Here is a 22,122-nt window from a genome sequence, read left to right on the forward strand (position 1 = left end):
GACTTGAATGTCAGCGGAATGCTGGCAAATCACAAGCTGGCTGGGGCAATATCCGACTTAGGTTTTTACGAATTCAGGCGACAGTTAGAGTATAAATGCAAAATGTATGGCTCCCAATTAGTGCTGGTAGATCGATGGTTTCCCAGTTCTAAGATTTGTGCTAATTGCGGGCATAAAAAAGATATGCCACTCAGCGTTCGGACTTATGATTGTCCTGCTTGTGGTCTGTCGGTAGACCGCGATCTTAATGCCAGTTTAAATATTTTAAATTGGGAACCCAAGGCTATTGGGGGATAGCCTGCTTATCTTGGGATGGCCGACCACCCAATAGCGCAGGAAGTGAACTCTTTCATTGTAGCTAAAGATGGCTTTAGTTAAGTTTGGGTAAGTTTTACGAAGCAGGAAAAGATTGATACTTTAACAGACCAGGAGGATTTGAGCGGCAAGGAAGATCGATCGATATGATATATGATGCGATCGTGAATTGCATAATAATTGATTGTCCGCGTTTCTCCCTGTCATCGTTGTAGAATCTACGGTCAAATATGATTTACATTCCGTTTTGACGGTGTTAAGCCTAGCGGCCGAATTACTACGCCTTCTATCTATTTTACCTATCGGGTTATTGAGATTACTTTTGGTTGTAGACTACAATCCGATCTACCTCTCATTAATGCCTTCTTTTCTAGAGTCTGATTGATTGGCAGACTTCGTAGCTAAGCAGGGTTCCCAACTATAGAGGACATAAATCAACAACTGAATCTAAATAAAAGTCCAGCATCTCAAAAACTTGAAAGTCCATAAATGATTAGACTTAAAGAGATAATTGTTTAATCTTTGCAATACGCCTATCATGTCCAAAATCATCTCTGTCCACTCTTACCGGGGTGGCACTGGCAAATCTAACATGACTGCAAACCTGGCATCTATTATCGCTCGCGGCGGAAACAGGGTCGCCATTGTGGACACAGACATTCAATCGCCCGGGATTCACGTGCTGTTCGGTTTCAGCGAGAACAACATGGATCGCTGCCTCAACGATTACCTGTGGGGCAGGTGTCCGATCTCGGATACGGCTTACAATGTGAGTTCGCTGCTGCCAAAATTAGCCCGTAACGGCAGCCTCTATCTGATTCCTTCGAGCATTAAAGCAGGGGAGATAGCGCGAGTTTTGCGGGAAGGCTACGACGTGGGACTGCTTACCGACGGCTTTCAAGAACTGATCGACGTTCTGAACTTAGACTACCTATTTATTGACACGCACCCAGGACTCAACGAAGAAACCCTTCTCAGCATCACGATTTCGGATATCCTGCTGCTGATTCTGCGTCCGGATCAGCAAGATTTTCAGGGAACGGCTGTCACGGTAGATGTGGCCCGCAAATTAGAAGTTCCCAAGATTTTGATCGCGATCAACAAAGCGCCAGAATCCTTGGATTTCGAGGATTTGAAGCAGCAAGTAGAGAGTATTTACAACATCCCAGTTGGAGGGGTGCTGCCCCACAGCGACAAGATGATGCTGTTAGCCAGCAAGGGGGTGTTTGCCCTGCACTTCCCTAAAGACCCTCTAACTCAAGTGGTGGAAGGGATTGCCAAGCAGATTTTGGGATAATTTGGTGTAAGGACAGCGGATCAAGGTTGACGAGAGCGAGTTGCAGTCTCAATTACTGGGGCGCGATGTCCTGCAAGCGCGATCGCTCCTTGCTGTGGAGGAACTTTTTCGGCGACAATATTTGCTTGAGGAGTCAGGAGAATGGCGACAAAATGAGATACAAATAGATTATGAGAATTTGTTAAAAAACTTTAGGAGGAGAACTCATGGATTTTGACTGGCGCATACTAATAGTATTGAGTCCGGTTTTGTTGGCGGGCGGCTGGGCTGCTTACAATGTCGGCACTATAGCTCTCAAACAAGTTGAGAAATTGTTGAACAAGGAAACTTAAGCTCAGCATTTTCACCGTAATTTTGCAGCCGACTGTTTGTTGAGATACAAAAACAGTCGGCTGATTTGTGCATTGGCTCTCAGGAGCAGGAGGGCTAATGCCATTTTGGATTATCAATGACCCCGCCCAAAAACCTGTACAAGCCCCTGAAGCTATGAGTGTGCAGAAAACCAAAAATTTTAGACTCCTGTTTCTGCTCCGGTGATGAATATGTGGAGTAAAGCTAAAGTCTAAAACTTGTTCGCTCGCTCCGGTCGAAGAATCTAAAATCTAAAATCGGATCGCTTACTGCATCAGGGTTTGGAACGCGGACATATAGTTGCATCCTGTTTGGGAACTTGTTTGATGTTTGGCCCGGAGATCGCAATGTACGACTCCAGACAGATAGAGCGAAAGCCACTTAAAAGTTATAAATAAACTTGTGCATAAACTGGGTGCGATCGCCTCAGCATTTGTGATGAGATTGCGACACAAATATTTAGCCACGTTCCAGCAGAAAATATGAGACAATCGCAAAAGTATTTGCCCTGAAAATCGCCCTACAAACTGCGAAGTTTAACCTCTAGGGAATATCGGTCAAATTGTCAATGTTTAACTCCTATATCTTTAGATAGATTATGCTTTTTCCCCGAGCTAGCGGCATTTTACTCCACCCGACATCTTTTCCCAGCCGATTTGGTGTTGGGGATATGGGAATAGAAGCATATCGCTTTATTGACTTTTTAGTAGAGAGCGACCAGCAATACTGGCAGATATTGCCGCTGGGCCCGACTGGATACGGCAATTCTCCTTATTCGTGCTATTCAGCAATGGCAGGAAATCCGCTGATGCTGAGCCCGGAAATTCTGCGGGACGAGCAATTGCTCAGCGATGAAGATTTAGCTCATTCGCCGGAATTTCCCCTGGATACAGTAGAATTCGATCGCGCGATCGCACACAAAATACCCCTGCTCAAAAAAGCCTGCGAAAACTTCAAAGCGAAAGCATCGCCGGTGCAGCAAAGAGAATTCTCGGCTTTTTGCGAGAGCAAAGCGAGTTGGCTGGAAGATTATGCCTTATTTATGGCACTAAAAGACAGCTTCAACGGCACGAGCTGGCACACTTGGGAACCAGAAATTGCACAGCGCCAACCGGAGGCGCTAGACAAGTGGCGGCAGGAGCTACATAATGAGATTTATTACTACAAATACGTGCAGTTCGAGTTTTTCCGCCAGTGGACTGAGTTGAAACGCTATGCGAACCTGCGCGACATTAAAATTATTGGTGACATTCCGATTTATGTCGCTCACGACAGTGCTGATGTGTGGTCGCATCCGGACTTGTTTTGTTTGGATGAAGCAACTGGAGAACCAGCTTTGATGGCGGGAGTTCCGCCGGATTACTTCAGCGCAACAGGTCAATTGTGGGGCAATCCTGTTTACAATTGGGAGGCTTTGGAAGCAACTAATTTTCAGTGGTGGGTGCAGCGTTTTGAGGCGATTTTCGCTTATGTAGATGTGACTCGGATTGACCACTTTCGAGGATTTGATGCTTACTGGGCGGTGAAGCGCGGGCAGGAAACTGCGATCGACGGAGAGTGGATTAATGCGCCGGGAACGGCTTTGTTTGAGGTAATTAACGAGAAGTTCGGCAATTTGCCGATTATCGCTGAGGATTTGGGGGTAATTACTCCGGAAGTGGAAGCTTTGCGCGATCGGTTTGAGTTTCCCGGAATGAAGATTTTGCAGTTTGCTTTCGGTGCGGGGCCTGGCGATCCTTTTTTGCCTTTCAATTATGTTCGTAACTGTGTAGTTTACACCGGTACCCACGACAACGACACGACTGTTGGCTGGTTCAATCAACTGCAAAACTACGAAAGAGATGAGGTTTTGCGTTATTTGGGCTGCATCGATCCCCAAGGAATTCACTGGTCTTTAATCCGCATGGGTTGGTTTTCTATTGCTAATTTGGCGATCGTGCCCTTTCAAGATTTGTTGGGTTTGGATACCGACGCGCGGATGAATTTTCCGGGGAAAGCAGAGGGAAATTGGGGCTGGCGGTATCGGCGCGAAGCTTTGAATTGGGAGGTGCGCGATCGGCTCAAAACCATGACTTACATCTGCGGGCGCGCTCCCCAGAAAAATTGAAAATTGGGAATTGGGCATTGGGAATTGGGCATAGGGCATAGGGCATAGGGCATTGGTTATTAGAGAAACGACTAACTACTAACGACTAACTATTAACTATTAACTATGTCCCATGCCCAATGCCCGATGCCCGATGCCCGATTATCCTTCATTTTTGGGCTTTGCTGAAGGCTTGAGTTCGTCGGCGGTAAAAACAACTTGTTTGGCAACTCCAGATTCTCCGAGTTGTTCGGCTTGTCCGTTATTCACAGCAATCATTACACCGCCGGCGTTACCAGCTAGAACTACCAATTTGTTTTGGGCCTGCCAGGTGCGGACAGTTCCTGAAGGCAAAGTTCCCTCAAACTCGGGTTTGCCATCAACTTCAATCTTCATCCATGATTCGTCTTTTAAACTGACGTTAACCATGACTGGTTTATTGCCAGATTTATCTAAACTTTGACCTGTTCTTGCTGCTTCCACAGCATCGTAACTATCGGCTTTCTGATTTTTTGAGGCGCTCTGGGCTAAACGAGCTTGTTCTTGCTCAAGAGCTAGTTCTTTGGTTCCCGTACCGTTTTTTGTTGTCAGAGAACCGCCCATCAACTGAGATAAGACATTGACTGAACAGATAATTAGAAATGTGTAAAAAAGGTACAGGTGCATCGGCCGCAATTGTGGCCCATTCTGCCAGGATAGCTTGGTGGTCGATCGCGGTGGCGGTTCGATCGGGAAAAAGTCGGCAAACTGAGTTCCGTCCAAACCCATTGCTTCGGCGTACCGCTTGATCAAACCTTGAGTGTAGACGGGTTCGGGGAGTTGGTCGAGTTGGCCGTCTTCGATGGCTTGCAGCAGATTCCGCCGAATCATGGTTACGACAGCTACTCTGTCCAAAGAAATCGACTGCTGTTCGCGGTACTCCCGGAGTTGAGATCCTATTGCCGCTAATTTCTTCTGAGGAGTTTCTGGCTCTTGGGAGTGCAGTTTCTTCTTAGTTATTTGGGAGAATAAAAACAATAAATTCTTTGTCATATGCTGTGCTCCTGGGGATTCACTGGCACGCTTATTGATGTTAGGTTGACTAGATTCCATAAAAAAATAATTTCTGAATCTTCTAGGGGTCGGTAGCAGCCCGGTGCCAATATCGGCCCTGCGGGGGGCTGCAATTGAATCGGGCCAATGGCTGTGCGGTGCAGGCGCACCACTGGATATCCCAACTGCTCGGCGGTGCGCCGAATCTGTCGGTTTCTCCCTTCTGATAGAATTACTTCTAACAGAGTTTGGTCTCTCGCGCGATCGATAACTCTAACTTTCGCGGGTAATGTTTTTCTACCGGACAAGATAATGCCCTGACGCCACGCTTGTAGTATGGGTTCCGGGGGATCGCCGAGCACCCAAACTTGATAAGTTTTGGCGATCGAGTGACGCGGATGGGTCAAACAAAATGTCAGCTTACCATCATTGGTGAGCAATAGGGCGCCTGTGGAATCTGCATCTAAGCGTCCTACGGGATGGATGCCTTGACCAGATCGCAGTTTGGGCGGCAGCAAGTCGAGAACTTTCGATCGCGCCCTGGGATCGCTGCAAGTAGAAACTACGCCTGCGGGTTTGTTGAGCAACAGATAGACCTCTGCCGGTCTATCTGTTGGTTTCACTGGGACTCCATCGACTTCGATGAAATCGCGATCGGGATTCGCCTTTTGTCCTAAACGAACAATATTGCCATTAACCCGGACTCGTCCAGCTACAATCATCTGTTCTGCAAGACGGCGAGAGGCAATGCCCCACTGGGCGAGGATTTTTTGCAGCCTTTCATCAGACATGACGGGAATGTGGAAAGCCCCAACACCCGAGCGGTGGAGGGAGGAAATACGACACGGTTAATGGATTAACCGATGCTACCAATGTTCAATTCCTGGTTGGGAAGAAATTCTAATGTTTGCTAACCAATCCTTGCAGGGCGTTGCGCCTGGTGCAGATTGTCCTTATGGCATAACCCTGAATGTTGTGCAAAAACTACGAGGAAAAGACTCGCGGGAGGCTATTGCCTGCACCGTTGGTTTGTTGCTGATTTAAAATGTGTGGGTCTGACACGACCATTAACTAACACTACCATAAAACCAGTACTGCTGGTTAATTTTATACGCTCGATCGCGAAATTTCCCTCGGGATCGCACAACTGGCAAACTCAGGAGAAAGCCTGAGGGGGGAAGGGTGAGATTTTTTCTGCTTCAGGCGTTGCTGATGTCTGATTTCGGCTTCTGGAGTATGTCACGAGGTGGGTTCATCAACCCGTTCTTAGGGAAAATCCGAGGTTGAGGGCGATATTTCTTTGTATAAACCGGGTTTGTGAGACGGGATGCGCTCGTTAATAGTTAAATTTTTGTGTTTGAATATTAAGGTTTGTAATTTTCAAATTGTTTATGACTGTCGATCGCCACTCTCTTTTATTTGACAATATAGCTACTGCGGCCAGCTCTGGTGGGACTGCCAACCTCGACGAGGAAGGGGAGACACCGCCGCCGAGCCAAGGCAGCCGGATCGCAAGTTCGGTGCTGTCTCCGGCGGTGCAGTTGTTGCTGCGATCGCAAGTTCAGCAGGTTGATGAGTTGAAGGTGAAAATTGAGGGGAGCGATCGACAAATTTTCAGCGGTGCAATCCCCAAAGTAACGGCAGCGGCTCGCGGTGCCGTGTATAAAGGATTACACCTAACAGAAGTTGCCCTAGAGGGCTGTGGGATTCGCATCAACCTCGGTCAAGCTCTCAAAGGCAAACCACTGCGCCTGCTCGAATCGGTTCCCGTGACTGGCGTTTTGAGGCTCTCTCAAGCGGATTTGAATGCGTCCCTGAAAGCGCCTTTGCTGGCGGATGCTTTGAGTGAATTTTTGCTGCCAATGTTGCCGCTGACAGATAGCGAAAAGTCGCTGAAGTTGGAAAATTCGCAGATCGAAATTGAGGCGGGGAAGTTGACGCTGGTGGCGACAATTTTGCGCGCTGGGGGTACGCAAATTCCTGTTGTATTGCGGACTGGTTTGCGGATTGCTAGCGGTCGCGAATTGATGTTTGAAGTACCGGAAATCGAAGTCAATGGAGAAATCAAGAGCAGTGATTTCAAGGATTTTAAAATTGATTTCGGACAGGAAGTTGCAATTGATGAGTTGATTTTGAGTCCGGGGGAGATTGTTTGTCGGGGTGGAATTCGAGTTTTGCCTTAGTTATTTGTTGTTTGTTGGCTGTTGTTTGTTGTTTGTTGTTTGTTATCTGTTGGGGAGCATCTCATTTTTGTAAAAAGCATTTTTTTTATTATATTGCGAGCTTAAGAGATCGCGTATTGTCCTCGCGAGCTCTTAAGCTCGCAATATAAATGCAAAATAGTACGAGCTTAAGAGTTCGCGTATTGTACTCGCGAGCGGGGACGCTCTATTATAAATGCAAAACTGGGTGCATCTGGTTTTTGAAGAGGGCGAAGCATGACCGTATATAAGTTATTAGTTATAATCCCATATTGACTACGGTCATGCTATAGCCCATACAAACATATTTGCTTGCATTGAGATGCACCCGCAAAACTGAGATGCTCCCTGTCTGTTGACTGTTGTCTGTTGTTTGTTGGCTGTAACTGGTTCCCAGGAAGAGCCTGGGAATACATACCCGAACGCTCTGATCTGCCTCCAAATTCATATGCCCGATGCCCGATGCCCGATGCCCGATGCCCAATTCCCAATTCCCAATTACGGATTAATTAAAAAAGAGTCGATCGCGGGCAATAACAAAGTCACAAAATAGTAGACTAAGGGTGCGGTAAAAACATAACTGTCAGTGCGATCGAGAATGCCGCCGTGACCGGGAATCAACTGTCCCGAATCCTTAACGCCGGCGTCTCGTTTCATCATCGACTCAGTTAAATCTCCCAACAAGCTAGCAACGCCAATCAACAGACCAAAAGCTGCCCCAGTATACGGCCACCCCGGCCATTGTAAATACCAAGACCAGGCGGCGGCCACGGCGATACTGCCGCAAACTCCAAATACGGCACCTTCAACGGTTTTTTTAGGGCTGATGTGGGAGAGGCTAGTGCGGCCGAAGAATTTGCCGACAAAATAAGCGCCAATGTCAGCGGCCCAGATGCAGAGGAAAGCCACCAGCAGCGAAGTCAATCCTAAAGATATGCTGCTGGAACTTGTCCAAGACTGGGACGAGTAAATGTTAACGGGCAAATTGCTTGCTACTAATTGCGAAAATTGGGTTGTAGCCACATTGGCAGGATCGAGTCCGACTCGCAGCCGTATCCAATAGCTGGGCAAATAGCCGCCGTAGAACAATCCTAAAATAGAAGCGGCAATATCGGCGATCGTCGATAACTTCGGTTGGAACAACAGATAGAAACAGATGAAAGTTCCGGCTAAGGGGAACATGGCGTCTACGAGTTGAGGCGCCAGGGCGGCAGTAATCAGCAGAATTTGACTGACAACTAAGGTGGTTTTGCCAGCAGGTGCAATGCCCTTAGCTCGGGCTAACTGAAAATATTCCAATTGACCTAGGTACACGATGACGCCAAAGCCGAGGGTGAAGTACCATCCCCCCATAATAATCATTCCCAAAGCAAGGACGATCGCAACTATTCCACTCAGGATACGAGACCAAGGCATAAAATGAATTTCTCACAGGAGACGGCAGGTCAGTCGATTTTAGATTTTAGATTTTAGATTTTAGATTTTAGATTTAGTCCACAGATGAATCTGGGGGTTGGAACTATGGTCTAAAATTTTGTTTTTTGGGCGGGCTCGGTCGATTTGGGATGCAAGGATACAAGGATACAAGGATACAAGGATGGTTAAGGCACAGGTTCGTCCCCCATCCTCAACCGGCGATCCAAAATTTCAACTCAGGCGATCGCTCCAGCTAAGGTCGGCCTTATTATAAGTATTATGAACGTTAAGCTAACGTAAAAAAGGTTAAGAATTGCATTTAATGTTTGATTCTCAGTGATACAGCCTCCGGGCCCACATCACCATCTTTGATGTGGTGTGGGAATATTTCCGTCTAAGGACTAATGACTGATGACTAATGACTAACGACTAATCCAACTTTTCACCGCTGAGAATAAAGATGGGATTGACGGCGGCAAAGGTTTGACTCAAGCCCCGAGTCTCCAAGCGGTTGACGGCGGACTGGACTACCTCGATGTTGCGGACTTGCAACTCGGCGAAGCTTTCGGAAAGGGCGTAAAGATTCTCTAAATTCGAGGCTGTGGCGACAACTCGACCCTGTGGGCGCAAGTGTCGCCAGACTTCCTTGAGAATCATTTTAATCGGGCGCCCTCCTTCGATGCAGACTCGGTGGGGGTGTTCGGGGAGATTTTCGAGGCATTCAGGGGCGCTACCTTCGATGACTTCTACGTTTTTGATCTCGAATCGATCGCAATTTCGGCGAATCAAGCTTGCTACTTCTTCATCCCTTTCGATGGCGATAATGCGACCTTTGGGACACAGCAAACCTGTTTCTACGGCGATGGTACCAGTACCTGCACCGATGTCCCACACCACTGAATCTGCTTGCAGCCGCAGGTGGGAGAGTAACAGCAGTCGGACTTCTCGCTTACTCATGGGAATTCCCGGTAAACGTTCAAATAAATCGTCTGGGATACCAGGAGTGACGTAGGGCCAAAGCATAGTTGTATTTTTAATGGAAGGAAGAAGGAAGAAGGAAGAAGGAAGAGGGAAAAGGGAAGAGGGAAGATTTTTCCCATTTCCTACTATCCCTCATTTCCCACTATCCCCAAGTCTTAATATTTACTTTCGCACAACCCTGAGAGTTTGGAGGCGGGGATCGCTGCAACCTGTGATTTTGCCGCCGGCTGCAAGGATGTGTTGCAGGTAGTCAAGGGCTTGTGAGGTAATGATTTCACCGGGCATCAAAACTGGTATTCCTGGCGGGTAGGGACAGATGAGTTCGGCACTGAGTCGATCGACTGCTTGGTCTATTCCTACGGTTTCCGCCGGGGAAAAAAAGGCCTCGCGGGGGCAGAGAGAGGGAGTGGGAAATCCTAACAGAGATCTTGCACCATTCTCAAGAACAGGCAAGATGCCTGTTCCACAAAGAGTGAATTTTCTTGTGGGGTGGGCATCTTGCCCGCCCCCGGTTGTACCGGCGTCGTCCCCGTGCCCGCCTCCTAAATTGTGAGTTAAATTCTGGAAACCTTTAACCAGATTGTCAATATCTGATGCTGTATTTCCCAAGCTGATAATAAATGTTAAATGCTGCGGCATTGGTAATTCTGCGGTGACTGCGAGTTGCGAGTGGAGAATTTCATCAGCCGCAAATCCTGTTATTCCTAAATCGGATACTTTTACTGTTAGCCTGGTTCTGTCTAGTGCGACAAAACCGGGCGTATTTAACGGTTCTAAAACTGATAAGCCGGGAATTTGACTAATGTGCGATCGCGCTTTTGCAGCTAAATCTAAAGTTTGCATCATTAACTCCTTCCCGTGGAGTGCGATTTGTTGGCGGGCGGCGTCTAATGATGCTAATAATAAGTAGCTGGGACTGGTGGATTGTACAAGCTGCAATGCCCTATTTAATTTTTGAATATCTATGCGATCGCCCTTGACGTGCAACATCGATGCTTGAGTCATTGCACTGAGGGTTTTGTGGATTGATTGTACTGTTAAATCTGCCCCGGCGGATAGGGCTGGTTCTGGTAAGTCTGGATGAAAGTTAAAGTGGGCGCCGTGGGCTTCGTCTACTAATAACGGGATGTTGTATTGATGGGTAATTTTGGCGATCGCCCGCAAATCTCCACAAACGCCGTGATAAGTAGGGTAGACGACCATTACTGCTTTTGCGTCGGGATGTTGTTTTAGGGCTGCTGCTGCTGCTTCTGGGGTGATGCTGTTGGCAATATCCCAATCCGGGTTGTATTCGGGATTGACAAAAATGGGAATTGCACCGGATAAAATCAAACCAGAAATTGCCGATTGATGGATGTTTCGAGGCAAGATAATTTTATCTCCCGGCCCGCAAGTCGCGACAATTGCCGCCATGATTCCGCAAGTCGAACCGTTTGCTAAAAACCGAGTATGTTCGGCGCCAAAAGCCGAAGCAGCTAAATTTTGAGCTTCGGCAATTACGCCCTCTGGGTTGAAGAGATTGTCTAATTCTGGCAATTCGGGCAAATCTGAGCGAAATACTGCGGCACCGAATAAGTCAACTAACGGCCCTGAAATGCCTTGTCCGCGTTTGTGTCCGGGGGCGTAGAATGGGCTGTGATGGTGGTTTGTGCGATCGCGCAGCGCATCTAATAGGGGAGTTTGTTGTTGAGGGTTTGGTACTGACACGCTTATATAGCCTTTCTCAGAAAGATCAAGTAGTCGTGGGCATAGGGCATTGGGCATAGGGCATTGGGCATTGGGCATTGGGCATTGGGCATAGCTCATTTTTTCGAGAACCGCTATACCATTTGAGATTTGAGATTTGAGATTTGAGATTGGGGATGACTCACTGGATCTGGCTTGGGATATTCCCTAATACTCAAGGCATAATTTTAGGCGGACATAACAGTTAATTTTCGGTATTTAGATAGATGTGTTAGCCACTGTTTTGATTTTAATATAATAAACTAGCTCATAAATATTTGATTGAGAGTAAAACCGCAGATGAAGGCAGATAGACGCAGATAAATTTAAGGTGTTTTTCAAGTCTGTCAACTCTAATTAACCAATACCACAAATCGGTTGTTTTTGTTTTAAAAGATAACTGGAATTGGTGACCAATTGTTTTTTTAACATCTCTATTAGCTGAGCTAAACACTAACATGATTTATCCCACTTCCGATCCGTTTCCCGGGCCACAGATTCCCGGTACCGAACCCGGGCTGCCGACTATTATACCGGCATCGCCACCGGTGCCTGGCCCCGTTCCCGAACCGATTCCCGGGATAGTACCGGAACCGGTACCTGCGCCAATTCCGCAGCCAATTCCTGAACCGGTGCCGGAAACTGTGCCTTCTCCGATTCCTCAAACAGTTCCGGGGCCTATTCCTCAGACAATCCCTGAACCAATCTAAATTATGTTTTAGTGCTTCGGGAAGTTTAACAGAATTTGTAAGGTCGATCGCCCAAACCGAGTTTCTTGCCCAGGACCCAATTTGTTGATAAATAAGGGACAGGGAGAGGTTTCGGGCGATCGCTTTTTTGGGAAACCACTTGTGAACCGTTCAGCCATCTACCTCAAGTTAGATATTTAGCCGAACACAGGCTTGAGATTTGGGGTGGCTTGTCCAATATATTGCGGATACTTATGATATTTTGAAACAGTGATATGTTTCTAAATAGCTATGCTTACCGCCGGAATTGTCGGACTGCCTAATGTTGGCAAATCTACTCTGTTTAATGCTTTGGTGGCTAATGCCAAGGCGACTGCTGCTAATTTTCCTTTTTGTACGATCGAGCCAAATACCGGTATCGTGGCAGTACCCGACGAACGGTTGAAGGTGCTGAGCAATATTTCCAATTCTGTGCAAACTGTGCCCACGCGGATGGAGTTTGTCGATATTGCAGGTTTGGTGAAGGGTGCGAGTCAGGGCGAAGGGCTGGGAAATCAGTTTTTGTCTCACATTCGGGCTGTAGATGCGATCGTCCATGTTGTCCGCTGTTTTGACAATGATGATATCATTCACGTTTCCGGTTCTGTCGATCCCCAGCGAGATATTGACATTATCAATCTCGAATTAATTTTAGCAGATTTAGCTCAAATTGAACGCCGACTCGATCGCACTCGCAAACAAGCCCGCAACAACAAGGAAGCTCAAGCAGAAGTAAACGTCCTTGAAAAATTGGTCGTGGTTTTGAATGCAGAAAAACCAGTACGCCAGACCAGTTTAACTGACGAAGAAGCAGAATTAGTTAAAGGTTTAGAATTGTTAACAAACAAGCCGATCATCTATGCAGCGAACGTGTCTGAAGACGAATTGGGAACCGGAAATAGCTATGTCGAACAAGTCCGGGAAATAGCAGAAGCAGAAAATGCTAAGGTTGTCATAGTTTCGGCGCAAGTTGAGTCAGAATTGGTAGAACTACCAGAGGAAGAACGAGCTGATTTCCTCGAATCTCTGGGGGTAACAGAAGGTGGCTTAAAATCTTTGATTCGAGCTACTTACGAATTATTGGGTTTGCGGACTTATTTCACTAGCGGGCCGAAGGAAACTCGCGCTTGGACGATTATCGCAGGAATGTTAGCGCCACAAGCTGCGGGGGTAATTCACTCTGATTTTGAGCGGGGTTTCATCCGGGCCGAAACTGTAGCTTATGAAGATTTGGTGGCTACCGGTGCGATGAATGCAGCTAAGGAAAAAGGCTTAGTTCGCAGTGAAGGAAAAGAGTATGTTGTACAAGAGGGGGATGTGCTGTTGTTCCGATTTAATGTTTAGTCTTTTAAGGAGATAAGCACGTGCACATAGATATCGTTTCGCTGGTAATTGCTTGGTTGGTAACATCTGTGAGCTTTTTTATTATTTCCAAGTTACCCATAGGCGTGGATATTGACAGTTTTGGCAAAGCGATGGTTTCGGCGGCAGTTTTTGGATTGCTGAATGCTTTAGTGCGACCAGTTTTTGTAGTTTTGGGCTTTCCAGCTTTATTGGTAACTGTTGGTTTGTTTATGATTGTTATCAACGCTGCTATCTTTGGCTTGGCGGCTTGGCTAGTCGAAGGATTTAGATTGCGGTGGGGAATTTGGAGTGCTTTGCTTGGTGCTCTAGCCCTCGCTTTCATTAACTCTTTGCTGTATCAGGTTTTGGGTACCCTTCCCAGAGTAAGGTAGAGAAAGTTCATTCAGTTGACAGTTGACAGTTGACAGTTGACAGTTGACAGCAATCTCTACCTCCTGGAAGGAAGAGGATTGGAGTAATGAATCGTCTTCTTTTAATTTCTACGCCAAACCCAGAGGCTTTCAACCAATTATTTCTGGTAACGCGGACAAAAATAAAGGGGCGGGTTTATCTATATTTGTGAATTGTGGCAAAGTATTTGGGAGAAAACCCGCCTCTACTGCACATATTTTGAGTAAAAATTGCTTCTAATGTATTTGCTTGTTGGGATTTGGAGCGCTTTAGAGCGGTTCTCAAAAAAGTGAGGTATGCCCCAATACGGTTGACTTAAGAAGAATCTGACTTGCAAAAAATGCCTGTATTGCCTAGAAAATCGTCAGATGAAATTCCTAAAAAAGCTTTAAGTAAACCGTATTGAGGTATGCCCTATCCCCTATGCCCACGGAGGCCTATGCCCTATCCCCATGAATACCTCATCTTTTTGATAAAGGCTATAGTTATCAGTCTTGGCAATAGTGGAGAAAGCTTTCTGGAACTAGGTGCAATTCTCCCGAACGAAATCGGTGAACAGGCATCCAAAATGCGGTACATTTCAAGTTACCGTCTACAAAATCTAAACTTGCTAATTCATAGAATTTGGAGTCAACAAAATCGCACTGATAGAGTTGTATTAATTCGTGTCCAGCTTGACCATTAAAAATAAAGAAGTTTTCCAAACAAGCTAAATATCTGATATTTGTTAACTCGGCTTTAATTTCTTCTTTAAATTCTCTTTGCAAAGCGTCGAGGCTGTGTTCTCCGAATTCTACGCCTCCACCCAGAGCTCGATACAATGTGTCTTGTTTTACCGGATCTTTGAATTGGGAAACGAAAATGCGATCCTCTTCGAGGGCTTCGCTAACGCCCGATCGAATTAATCCTAAAACAATTACACGAATTTTACCTTGCATAATATATAGCGGTTCTCAGAAAGATGAGGTATGTTGTTGGGCTTGGGCCCTCTTTGTTTAGCGGTTATATAAGCTGTCAGTCATACCTCACCTTTTTGAGAAGTGCTATAGCCATTCAGTCATGAGTCATCAATCATTAGACATCTCATAAAAAGCCAGTTTTGAACAGGCATCCTGCCTGTTCCACAAGAATCATGAGAGATTTCTAGTCATTATCCGTATCATCCGTGTCGTGCTAACGGTTAATTGTCCGGCTCAAAACCCTCTCTCTTCCTCGTATTTTCAACGGGCCAGTCTATATTTTCACCGCCGATAATTAGTTCTTCAATCGTCACAAATTCTTTGCTGAGTTGCTGGAAAACATTAATTAAAACATCGATGCCGATAGCATCGCTAGTCCCCAAATCAAACCAGCAGCGAGCCCAAGAACCTTCATACTCCATTTCTCCCATATTGTGCATCAAAGCCATCATGCTTTGGTCGGCTAGATTAACATCGTAATTCATATCGCTGATGTCTAAGCCTTCATCTTGAACTTGCAAATTTTCAGCATTAAATCCTCCCAGTTTTCCCAAAAAGAACCAAGAATCAAACACTTCTTCTACATACTGTTTTTCGCCGTTTGAAGGCACGTTGCTGAATTTTAGCCAAATCCAGAGGTCAAAGGGATTAAATTCGCGAAACTCTACTTTCATCAAGTTTTACTCTTGTTAATAACAACCGCCAAGATGGTACTGTCAACTGTCAACTGTCAACTGTCAACTGTTTAGAGTGGTGGTAAAGCCGTCGGCCCCCAGACTCCATCTGCATCTCTAATTTTATCGCGCATCGGGTCACAATCGCGAGATTTGCTGTCGAGACGGTTGCGAGTTTTGCACTGCTGAAAGAAGATTTCGGCTACTAAGCTGCGCGGTAGTTGATCTGGTTTTGCTAAGGCGGCGTCGAAGTTTTTTCGGGCTTCCTCAAGTATGGTTTTGTTGTTGGATTGAGTCTTGGCTTGAGCAGATAAGACTTGTGCTTTGAGATAAAGGATTTCGGGGTTGGTGGGTGTTTCTGCTAGAGATTTGTTGGCAAATTCTAAAGCGCGATCGTATTTTTTTAAGTCTCGATAGCCTACGGCCATGCCGCGATAGGCTAAGTAGCGGGGCGAGGCTTTTTCTTCCAGTCGTTTAATGGCGTCGCTGGGGTTGGAAAAGGGTAGGTTTGAGGCTAACATTAAGTCCATGTAGCCTTTGAGCAGGTTGAGTTCTGGGTCGTTCGGCGCTATTTTTTCTGCTGCATCTAGGTATTGAAATACTACTCGCAGTTTGTTGAGTGCTTGGGGCGCGCCTTTGGCTGTTCCTTCTTTGGCTATGGCATTTGCTCCTTCTAGAAAGTGACCTGCTGCTGTGTAAATGTTGCCGCGCAAGGGGTTAGTTTTGGTCAATTTCTCGCCGACTTCGCGGGTTTTTTGAGCGTAGGTATTCATCGAGTTTAAGTCTTGCTCGATGTAGGATAATGAGGCTGCCATTGCATAGGCTAGGGGTTCGTTTGGTTCTGCTGATAGTGCTTGTTGAACTTGGGCTTTTGCTTGTTTGTAGTTTCCTTGCTGAAACATTGTTTTGAAGGCTGTTTCGGTGTTGGGCCCGATCGCCTGCTGGTTGCTCGTGCGGAAGGGATCGCCTGCTACTGCGGAGTTTATGCAGATGCCCAGGGCGATCGCACTTCCACAGGCGATCGCCCGTACTGTCTGTTTGTAACTTAACATTTGCTTGCCCAGCGATGCTAAAGGGTTTTTCGTCATAGTCAATTCTCTCAATGAAATATACTGTAAACTAGAAACAAGAGAGTTACGTTCTCAGACTATCGGGCCGCTAGCAAAAAAGAGTTAAATTTGCTTGATTTTTTGTGGCTCTTGCGGTATATTTTAATAATGGAAGTGTGAATTCTAATATATATGAGCGCACAGATTTCCATTGTCAAAATATACCATAAAAAATGTCAATAATCAAACGCCAAGGCTGAAAAAAACCGAAAATTTTGTAAAGATTTATGTAAAATAAATTTGGGCGATCGGCACCAGCCAAAAACAACCTTAACTATTAATAGCACAACCAGGATCTGAGGTATACACGATTCCCAATTCCCAATTCCCAATTCCCCATTCCCAATTCCCAATTCCCAATTACGTTAATGCTTTATCTAAAAAACTTAGTCTATCATCCTACAGCCTGTCCCAATGCTATTCTAAAAAATATCAACTTAGAACTGCCATCGCAACAAATGGGGCTGATTGTCGGCCGTAGCGGTTCCGGCAAAAGTACGCTCTTAGAAATATTAGCAGGTTTAGCAGAAAAAACTAGCGGCGACATCCGCTGGCGCGAACAAGAATTAACACCGGAACACTTGCAACAGTTAGGAGGTTTAGTGTTCCAGTTTCCTGAAAGACATTTTTGTGGGGGGACAATTTTAGAAGAATTGCGACTGGGACATCCCGAATTGGGACAAGAACAAATTCACTCAGCGATGAAAGAAGTTGGGTTGGCACATTTGCCGCTGCGCGCTTCTCCCCACGCTTTAAGTGGCGGACAACAGCGCCGGGTGGCCCTGGCGGTGCAGCTAATTCGCCAGCCGCATTTGCTACTTTTGGACGAACCGACGGCGGGTTTGGATTGGTCGATGCGCCGACAGTTGGTAAGCTTGTTGGGTAAGTTGAAAAATCACTGGACTTTGTTGATTGTTACTCACGATGCTAGCGATTTGTTGAGCGTTGCTGATAAGTTTTGGACGTTAGATCACGGGGATTTGCAGGAGGTCGATCGCGCGAAGTTAGAGGCTAAGGAAGCAAGTTGTGTGAGTCAGTAGGCAGTTGACAGTTGACAGTTGACAGTTGTGCGAGGTTAAGAAGTCGCAAACTTTGTCATTAGTTCTTTCGATGGTTATTAGAAGATGAACCAGACAGAAATTATGATGTTACCCCAAATGAATGAATTGTGGCAAAAAACGCTGAATTGGGAGCCGGATGAGTCGCAGCAGCAACAATTTCAGCGGCTTTATGAGTTAATTGTTGAAGGCAATCGTTCCTTGAATTTAACTCGAATTATTGAGCCGATCGAGTTTTGGGAAAAACATTTGTGGGATTCTCTGCGGGGAATTGCGAGACTGCTGCCGGTTAATCACAATTCGCCGGAAAATAACGATTTTCCCGTTGAGTCCCCGCTCAAAGCGATCGATATCGGGACTGGTGCGGGTTTTCCTGGTTTGCCGATCGCGATCGCCCTTCCACATTTATCAGTCACTCTCCTGGATTCTACTCGCAAGAAAATTACTTTCTTGGACACGGTTTTGCCGTCTTTAGGGATCAAAAATGCTACGACTTTGCTGGGCAGATCCGATGAAATTGCCCGACAACCGCAGCACAGACAAGCTTACGATATCGCATTTCTGAGGGCAGTTGGAGCAGCTTCTCTGTGCGCTAAATACGCGCTACCTTTCCTGAAAAACGGCGGTTTGGCGGTACTTTACCGGGGAAATTGGACGGTAGAGGAAGAGGAAGAGTTGCAAAGTGCGATCGAGCGTTTGGGCGGTACGCTTGAGTCAGTCGAATCATTCACCACGCCTGCGAGTCAGGGCGCGCGCCACTGCCTTTATTTGCGGAAAACTGTACAGAAGCTCGATCGCCCGATTCGCTAGCGGAAGCCATTTTAGATACAATAGCGGTTGAAACAACCGCCACTGTATCTTTGTTAAACTAACCGATCGCCTTTTCGTAGCGTTTGTTAATTTCCGCCCAATTAACCACGTTCCACCACGCTTTTAAGTAGTCTGCACGCAGGTTTTGGTATTTGAGATAATAAGCGTGTTCCCAAACATCATTGCCCATAATGGGATAGTTGCCATCACTGAAAGGACTGTCTTGATTGCCAGTAGTTGTAATCTCAAGTTTACCAGCTTTATTGCGAACTAGCCACACCCAACCGCTGCCAAAACGCTTAGTGCCAGCCTCGTTGAATTTGGCTTTAAAATCCTCAACACTGCCGAAATTTTGCTTAATTGCTGTGGCAATTGCTCCTGTGGGTTCGCCGCCGCCTTTGGGACTCATGATTTCCCAAAACATACTGTGATTGAGGTGTCCGCCGCCATTATTGCGTACAGTTGTGCGAATATCTTCCGGCACTTTGCTCAAATCTTTGAGCATATTTTCAACACTCACGTTTTTAAGATTCGGGTATTTATTGACAGCATCGTTGAGGTTTTTAACGTAAGCTGCGTGGTGTTTGTCGTGGTGAAATTGCATTGTCCGCGCATCGATGTGCGGTTCTAAAGCGTTGTATTCGTAAGGCAGAGGCGGTAGTGTAAAAGGCCCGGGAGTTTGGGCTATTTTTGGGCTTTCTGGGGATGGACTTGCTTGCGCTACACTATTGCCTGACGCTTGGCAAGCACCTGCGGTAATAGCTCCGACGGTGGCTGTTAGCAAATACAAGAAATCTCGGCGTTGGAGTGTCATAAAAGATCCCTAAGTGAATTATTAACTGTTTTATCTCAGATTAAAGCAAAAGGGGAGGAAGTTGGGAAAAAAATTATAAAATCGTAAATATACCTAATTAAACTTAAAATACAACTCGCGCTCAAGCTTGCTGTGTATATCTTCTTCTTTCCTAATGACTAAGGGTGCATCTGGCGCAAGGAAGAGGGCGAAGCATGACCGCATATAAGTTATTAGTTATCATCTCATATTGACTGCGGTCATGCTTCGCCCCTACGGATATATTTGCCTTGCGCCAGATGCACCCAATGACTAATCACTACCCTTCGGCTTCGCGAGCTGACTAATGACTAATGACTAATGACTACTGACTTATCGCCCGAATGGATGAGAAGGATGGGTGATGTTGGTAAGAACAACTCAAGTATAGGCTAATGAGGTACGCGTGCATAAGTCTCACGTGTTCCGGCTCACAAACCCGGTTTCTGTCTCGAAACCGGGTTTTTTATATTATTCTTGGGATAAGCGTTGCACGGCTTCGCCTCCAAAAAGTCGATCGGCTGCTTGCAATATACTAGGAATTTTCGCAGCGTGGGGGCTGTGGGCGAGACAGCGGCGCAAGTCTAATTCGTCGAGGCGATCGGCTTTTTTGCCCGGAAACCAGTGGCTGGCGTTACCCAAAAGGTTGTAGCGCATCTTGCAATAGTCGATCGCATCGTAAGCATTCGCCAAATTCCACAGCCACAAAATCACTCGAATGTTAACCTCTCCGGGAGTATTTTCGATAGTTGGCAAACCGAAGTCCCAAGTCTTAAACCAATCTTCTCCTAATTTATCAATTGCTGCATTTTCCAGCCTTGCTAATATCGGCGGCAAAATTTCATCAGCTTTATCTAACAATTCTACAGCTTTTAGATGCTCGTTAAAATCTTCAGGTTTGGCTGCACCCAAACTCAAAGTGTGTACTTGCGGGTGTGACAAACAAAACAAATCATTAAACACCATCGGACTCAGTGGATAGCACAAATCTACCAACTTTTGCGGCGGGTTGTAAAGTTGACCGCCTTTGTCGGAAGGACTGATAATAAAAACGCCCATGTCGTGACGTTTGGCAGCTTCAATTGCGGGCCAATTATTTTGATTGATGTAGTACCAGTGCAAGTTAAGATAATCGAATTGATTGGTTTCAATAGTTTTGACAATCACATCCGTAGGGCCGTGAGTTGAAAAACCAATAAACCGAACTTTACCTTCTGCTTGCAATTTTTTTGCCACATCCAAGCAGCCGCCCGGGCGCATAGAATCCTCTAGAAATTCCCAGGTATTAATGCCGTGTATGGAAAATAAATCGACGTATTCTAGCTGTAAATAAGCTAAGGATTTATCAAATTCTTCGCGAAATTCCTCGGAGTTGGCTTGAGGACAAACTTTTGTTTGTACTATCAAGTTTTCGCGAGGGAACTGCGGCAAAATCCACCCCAACTGCATCTCAGAAGTGCCGTAACCGCGAGCAGTTTCTATGTGATTGATACCGCATTCTATTGAGTAGCGAATTGTCGATTCTAGATTTTGTTGATTGTCTGGTGGAATCTCATTTGCTGGCACATCTTGCCATTTGTGGTGATATCTCATGCCGCCGCAGGAAAAGACGGGCATGGATAATTCTGTGCGGCCGAATCTGCGATATTGCACGATCAAAATAGAGATACGAATTTATACTATTATAGCAATTTTGAAGTGAGTGAGGTGGGAATTGGGAATTGGGAATTGGGAATTGGGAATTGGGAATTGGGAATTGGGAATTGGGAATTGGGAATTGGGAATTGGGAATTGGGAATTGGGAATTGATTGCCATAACAAAAACGGTTTGTAGTACGGACTTAAGTCCGCACTACGAACGAATTTTAATGCGGTTAATCGATCGGACATGATATAAAAAGCTTGAGTAGCTAATTAACCGTAGGGTGCTTCAGGCTGAATATTCTTGAGTAGACTGCTAAACTTTTCCTTCCTGATTCACCCTACTATAACTATTTAGAAATTTCCCGCACTACAGGTTTGCCGTCCTTAATTTCGCCTACTAAAACCAAATCTGTACAATTGACAAACAAGCCATTTTCTAACACGCCTGGAATGTTATTCAAAGTTTTTTCTAATTCCGCAGGATTGTCAAGGTTATCAAATTGAACGTCGATTACCATATTACCTTGGTCGGTAATTACCGGGCCTGCTTTTCTGATTCCCATGCGGAGTTCTGGTTTACCGCCCAATTTTTCAATGGCGCGAGTAACGGGGGTAATTGCCATCGGTATAACTTCGATGGGGACGCGAAAAGTCGAACCCAATTTATCTACCATTTTGGAACTGTCAACTACTACAATAAACTGAGCAGCGAGACAATCGACTACTTTTTCGCGGGTGTGGGCGGCGCCACCACCTTTAATTAAGTTGAGGTGCGGATCTACTTCGTCAGCGCCGTCAATGGCTACGTCAATTCTGTCAATTTCGTCGAGGGTTGTCAGCGGTACTCCGTACTGTTTGGCTAATACTTCTGATTGAAAGGATGTGGGAACTCCTTTGATATCTTTGAGTTCGCCTGATTTTATGCGATCGCCCAATGCTTGAATAGTATAAGCTGTAGTTGACCCCGTGCCGAGTCCGACAATCATACCAGATTTTACGCGATCGGCAGCAGCAAAGCCAACTTGCTGTTTCATCAATTTTACGGGGTCTTGTTCTGTGGTCATGTTCGGTAATCCTCAATAGCTTTAAGATTATACCATTTATTATGGATTTTTTTAACCGCAGAGAGCGCAGAGAACGCAGAGAGTA

The 22,122-nt window shown here is 45.9% G+C and carries 23 protein-coding genes; 12 read left to right on the forward strand and 11 right to left on the reverse strand.

Going from position 1 to position 22,122, the window contains the following annotated elements; all coding sequences use genetic code 11:
• The 4 genes from JGK16_RS26660 to malQ form a co-directional block, all read left to right on the forward strand.
• On the forward strand, positions 1–297 hold a 297-nt coding region (locus JGK16_RS26660; RefSeq protein ID WP_293198549.1), incomplete at its 5' end, for an RNA-guided endonuclease TnpB family protein.
• Between the two features lie 556 nt (positions 298–853).
• Positions 854–1,612, forward strand: coding sequence for a MinD/ParA family protein (locus tag JGK16_RS26665; RefSeq protein ID WP_293147654.1), 759 nt, complete (start codon positions 854–856; stop codon positions 1,610–1,612).
• Positions 1,613–1,818: 206 nt separating this feature from the next.
• Positions 1,819–1,944, forward strand: a complete 126-nt coding sequence (locus JGK16_RS26670) for a photosystem II protein Y (protein WP_265235804.1) — start codon at positions 1,819–1,821, stop codon at positions 1,942–1,944.
• Positions 1,945–2,561: 617 nt separating this feature from the next.
• Positions 2,562–4,070 carry a 4-alpha-glucanotransferase gene (malQ, locus tag JGK16_RS26675; RefSeq protein WP_293180177.1) on the forward strand — a complete coding sequence of 503 codons (1,509 nt, stop codon included), beginning with the start codon at positions 2,562–2,564 and terminating at the stop codon, positions 4,068–4,070.
• A 141-nt stretch (positions 4,071–4,211) separates the two neighbouring features.
• On the opposite strand, the gene JGK16_RS26680 is transcribed toward malQ, so the two are convergent.
• Together JGK16_RS26680 and JGK16_RS26685 are read right to left on the reverse strand one after the other, a co-directional pair.
• Positions 4,212–5,081 carry a RodZ domain-containing protein gene (locus JGK16_RS26680; protein WP_293180180.1) on the reverse strand — a complete coding sequence of 290 codons (870 nt, stop codon included), beginning with the start codon at positions 5,079–5,081 and terminating at the stop codon, positions 4,212–4,214.
• Entirely contained in the window at positions 5,078–5,872 is a 795-nt protein-coding gene (locus JGK16_RS26685) for a pseudouridine synthase (protein ID WP_293180183.1), read from the reverse strand. Before JGK16_RS26685 ends, JGK16_RS26680 begins: the two co-directional genes overlap by 4 nt.
• A 112-nt stretch (positions 5,873–5,984) precedes the next feature.
• On the opposite strand from JGK16_RS26685, the gene JGK16_RS26690 reads away from it, so the two are divergent.
• Positions 5,985–6,125 (forward strand): hypothetical protein, encoded by a 141-nt coding sequence (locus tag JGK16_RS26690; protein ID WP_293180186.1) that lies wholly within the window; start codon positions 5,985–5,987, stop codon positions 6,123–6,125.
• A gap of 347 nt (positions 6,126–6,472) precedes the next feature.
• Positions 6,473–7,264 carry a DUF2993 domain-containing protein gene (locus JGK16_RS26695; RefSeq protein ID WP_293192841.1) on the forward strand — a complete coding sequence of 264 codons (792 nt, stop codon included), beginning with the start codon at positions 6,473–6,475 and terminating at the stop codon, positions 7,262–7,264.
• Positions 7,265–7,780: 516 nt separating this feature from the next.
• On the opposite strand, the gene JGK16_RS26700 is transcribed toward JGK16_RS26695, so the two are convergent.
• The 3 genes from JGK16_RS26700 to JGK16_RS26710 all read right to left on the reverse strand — a co-directional run bounded on the left by JGK16_RS26700 (position 7,781) and on the right by JGK16_RS26710 (position 11,386).
• Positions 7,781–8,698, reverse strand: a complete 918-nt coding sequence (locus JGK16_RS26700) for a phosphatidate cytidylyltransferase (RefSeq protein WP_293192839.1) — start codon at positions 8,696–8,698, stop codon at positions 7,781–7,783.
• Between the two features lie 429 nt (positions 8,699–9,127).
• The gene (gene cbiT / locus JGK16_RS26705) at positions 9,128–9,721 is read right to left on the reverse strand and encodes a precorrin-6Y C5,15-methyltransferase subunit CbiT (RefSeq protein ID WP_293147744.1); all 594 of its coding nucleotides are present in this window, start codon (positions 9,719–9,721) and stop codon (positions 9,128–9,130) included.
• A 120-nt stretch (positions 9,722–9,841) separates the two neighbouring features.
• Entirely contained in the window at positions 9,842–11,386 is a 1,545-nt protein-coding gene (locus JGK16_RS26710) for an aminotransferase class I/II-fold pyridoxal phosphate-dependent enzyme (RefSeq protein ID WP_293192837.1), read from the reverse strand.
• 476 nt (positions 11,387–11,862) lie between these two features.
• Between JGK16_RS26710 and JGK16_RS26715 the strand changes: the two genes are divergently transcribed.
• The 3 genes from JGK16_RS26715 to JGK16_RS26725 all read left to right on the forward strand — a co-directional run bounded on the left by JGK16_RS26715 (position 11,863) and on the right by JGK16_RS26725 (position 13,868).
• Positions 11,863–12,114, forward strand: a complete 252-nt coding sequence (locus JGK16_RS26715; RefSeq protein WP_293180198.1) for a gamma-aminobutyric acid A receptor, epsilon-like protein — start codon at positions 11,863–11,865, stop codon at positions 12,112–12,114.
• A gap of 270 nt (positions 12,115–12,384) precedes the next feature.
• Positions 12,385–13,476, forward strand: a complete 1,092-nt coding sequence (gene ychF, locus JGK16_RS26720) for a redox-regulated ATPase YchF (protein WP_293180201.1) — start codon at positions 12,385–12,387, stop codon at positions 13,474–13,476.
• A 26-nt stretch (positions 13,477–13,502) separates the two neighbouring features.
• On the forward strand, positions 13,503–13,868 hold the full coding sequence (locus JGK16_RS26725; protein WP_293147768.1) for a phage holin family protein: 366 nt from the start codon (positions 13,503–13,505) through the stop codon (positions 13,866–13,868).
• A gap of 507 nt (positions 13,869–14,375) precedes the next feature.
• On the opposite strand, the gene JGK16_RS26730 is transcribed toward JGK16_RS26725, so the two are convergent.
• The 3 genes from JGK16_RS26730 to JGK16_RS26740 form a co-directional block, all read right to left on the reverse strand.
• Positions 14,376–14,828: an NUDIX domain-containing protein gene (locus JGK16_RS26730; RefSeq protein WP_293192863.1), complete on the reverse strand. Its 453-nt coding sequence runs from the start codon at positions 14,826–14,828 to the stop codon at positions 14,376–14,378.
• Positions 14,829–15,067: 239 nt separating this feature from the next.
• Positions 15,068–15,520 carry a DUF3531 family protein gene (locus JGK16_RS26735; RefSeq protein ID WP_293180204.1) on the reverse strand — a complete coding sequence of 151 codons (453 nt, stop codon included), beginning with the start codon at positions 15,518–15,520 and terminating at the stop codon, positions 15,068–15,070.
• Positions 15,521–15,591: 71 nt separating this feature from the next.
• Positions 15,592–16,608, reverse strand: coding sequence for a Sll0314/Alr1548 family TPR repeat-containing protein (locus tag JGK16_RS26740; protein WP_293180207.1), 1,017 nt, complete (start codon positions 16,606–16,608; stop codon positions 15,592–15,594).
• A 389-nt stretch (positions 16,609–16,997) separates the two neighbouring features.
• On the opposite strand from JGK16_RS26740, the gene JGK16_RS26745 reads away from it, so the two are divergent.
• Both JGK16_RS26745 and rsmG read left to right on the forward strand, forming a co-directional pair.
• Positions 16,998–17,669, forward strand: a complete 672-nt coding sequence (locus tag JGK16_RS26745) for an energy-coupling factor ABC transporter ATP-binding protein (protein ID WP_293147764.1) — start codon at positions 16,998–17,000, stop codon at positions 17,667–17,669.
• Positions 17,670–17,753: 84 nt separating this feature from the next.
• Complete coding sequence (gene rsmG, locus JGK16_RS26750; protein ID WP_293203495.1) at positions 17,754–18,497, forward strand: 16S rRNA (guanine(527)-N(7))-methyltransferase RsmG; 744 nt, start codon at positions 17,754–17,756, stop codon at positions 18,495–18,497.
• A 58-nt stretch (positions 18,498–18,555) separates the two neighbouring features.
• Here rsmG and JGK16_RS26755 read toward each other — a convergent pair whose 3' ends face one another.
• Both JGK16_RS26755 and JGK16_RS26760 read right to left on the reverse strand, forming a co-directional pair.
• Positions 18,556–19,311: a Fe-Mn family superoxide dismutase gene (locus JGK16_RS26755; RefSeq protein ID WP_293192834.1), complete on the reverse strand. Its 756-nt coding sequence runs from the start codon at positions 19,309–19,311 to the stop codon at positions 18,556–18,558.
• Between the two features lie 489 nt (positions 19,312–19,800).
• Entirely contained in the window at positions 19,801–20,982 is a 1,182-nt protein-coding gene (locus JGK16_RS26760) for an aldo/keto reductase (RefSeq protein WP_366517181.1), read from the reverse strand.
• Between JGK16_RS26760 and JGK16_RS26765 the strand changes: the two genes are divergently transcribed.
• Positions 20,977–21,138 (forward strand): hypothetical protein, encoded by a 162-nt coding sequence (locus tag JGK16_RS26765; protein ID WP_293203497.1) that lies wholly within the window; start codon positions 20,977–20,979, stop codon positions 21,136–21,138. The genes JGK16_RS26760 and JGK16_RS26765 overlap by 6 nt on opposite strands.
• A gap of 182 nt (positions 21,139–21,320) precedes the next feature.
• On the opposite strand, the gene rpiA is transcribed toward JGK16_RS26765, so the two are convergent.
• On the reverse strand, positions 21,321–22,037 hold the full coding sequence (gene rpiA, locus JGK16_RS26770; protein WP_293180219.1) for a ribose-5-phosphate isomerase RpiA: 717 nt from the start codon (positions 22,035–22,037) through the stop codon (positions 21,321–21,323).
• Between the last annotated feature and the right edge of the window lie 85 nt (positions 22,038–22,122).

The sequence above is a fragment of the Microcoleus sp. PH2017_09_SFU_O_A genome (assembly GCF_020738625.1).
GTDB lineage: Bacteria > Cyanobacteriota > Cyanobacteriia > Cyanobacteriales > Microcoleaceae > Microcoleus.

Coding starts and splice junctions, on each gene's coding strand:
- JGK16_RS26665 (WP_293147654.1), top strand. CDS start 854: ATGTCCAAAATCATCTCTGTCCACTCTTACCGGGGTGGCACTGGCAAA.
- JGK16_RS26670 (WP_265235804.1), top strand. CDS start 1,819: ATGGATTTTGACTGGCGCATACTAATAGTATTGAGTCCGGTTTTGTTG.
- malQ (WP_293180177.1), top strand. CDS start 2,562: ATGCTTTTTCCCCGAGCTAGCGGCATTTTACTCCACCCGACATCTTTT.
- JGK16_RS26680 (WP_293180180.1), bottom strand. CDS start 5,081: ATGACAAAGAATTTATTGTTTTTATTCTCCCAAATAACTAAGAAGAAA.
- JGK16_RS26685 (WP_293180183.1), bottom strand. CDS start 5,872: ATGTCTGATGAAAGGCTGCAAAAAATCCTCGCCCAGTGGGGCATTGCC.
- JGK16_RS26690 (WP_293180186.1), top strand. CDS start 5,985: ATGTTTGCTAACCAATCCTTGCAGGGCGTTGCGCCTGGTGCAGATTGT.
- JGK16_RS26695 (WP_293192841.1), top strand. CDS start 6,473: ATGACTGTCGATCGCCACTCTCTTTTATTTGACAATATAGCTACTGCG.
- JGK16_RS26700 (WP_293192839.1), bottom strand. CDS start 8,698: ATGCCTTGGTCTCGTATCCTGAGTGGAATAGTTGCGATCGTCCTTGCT.
- cbiT (WP_293147744.1), bottom strand. CDS start 9,721: ATGCTTTGGCCCTACGTCACTCCTGGTATCCCAGACGATTTATTTGAA.
- JGK16_RS26715 (WP_293180198.1), top strand. CDS start 11,863: ATGATTTATCCCACTTCCGATCCGTTTCCCGGGCCACAGATTCCCGGT.
- ychF (WP_293180201.1), top strand. CDS start 12,385: ATGCTTACCGCCGGAATTGTCGGACTGCCTAATGTTGGCAAATCTACT.
- JGK16_RS26735 (WP_293180204.1), bottom strand. CDS start 15,520: ATGAAAGTAGAGTTTCGCGAATTTAATCCCTTTGACCTCTGGATTTGG.
- JGK16_RS26740 (WP_293180207.1), bottom strand. CDS start 16,608: ATGACGAAAAACCCTTTAGCATCGCTGGGCAAGCAAATGTTAAGTTAC.
- JGK16_RS26745 (WP_293147764.1), top strand. CDS start 16,998: ATGCTTTATCTAAAAAACTTAGTCTATCATCCTACAGCCTGTCCCAAT.
- rsmG (WP_293203495.1), top strand. CDS start 17,754: ATGAACCAGACAGAAATTATGATGTTACCCCAAATGAATGAATTGTGG.
- JGK16_RS26755 (WP_293192834.1), bottom strand. CDS start 19,311: ATGACACTCCAACGCCGAGATTTCTTGTATTTGCTAACAGCCACCGTC.
- rpiA (WP_293180219.1), bottom strand. CDS start 22,037: ATGACCACAGAACAAGACCCCGTAAAATTGATGAAACAGCAAGTTGGC.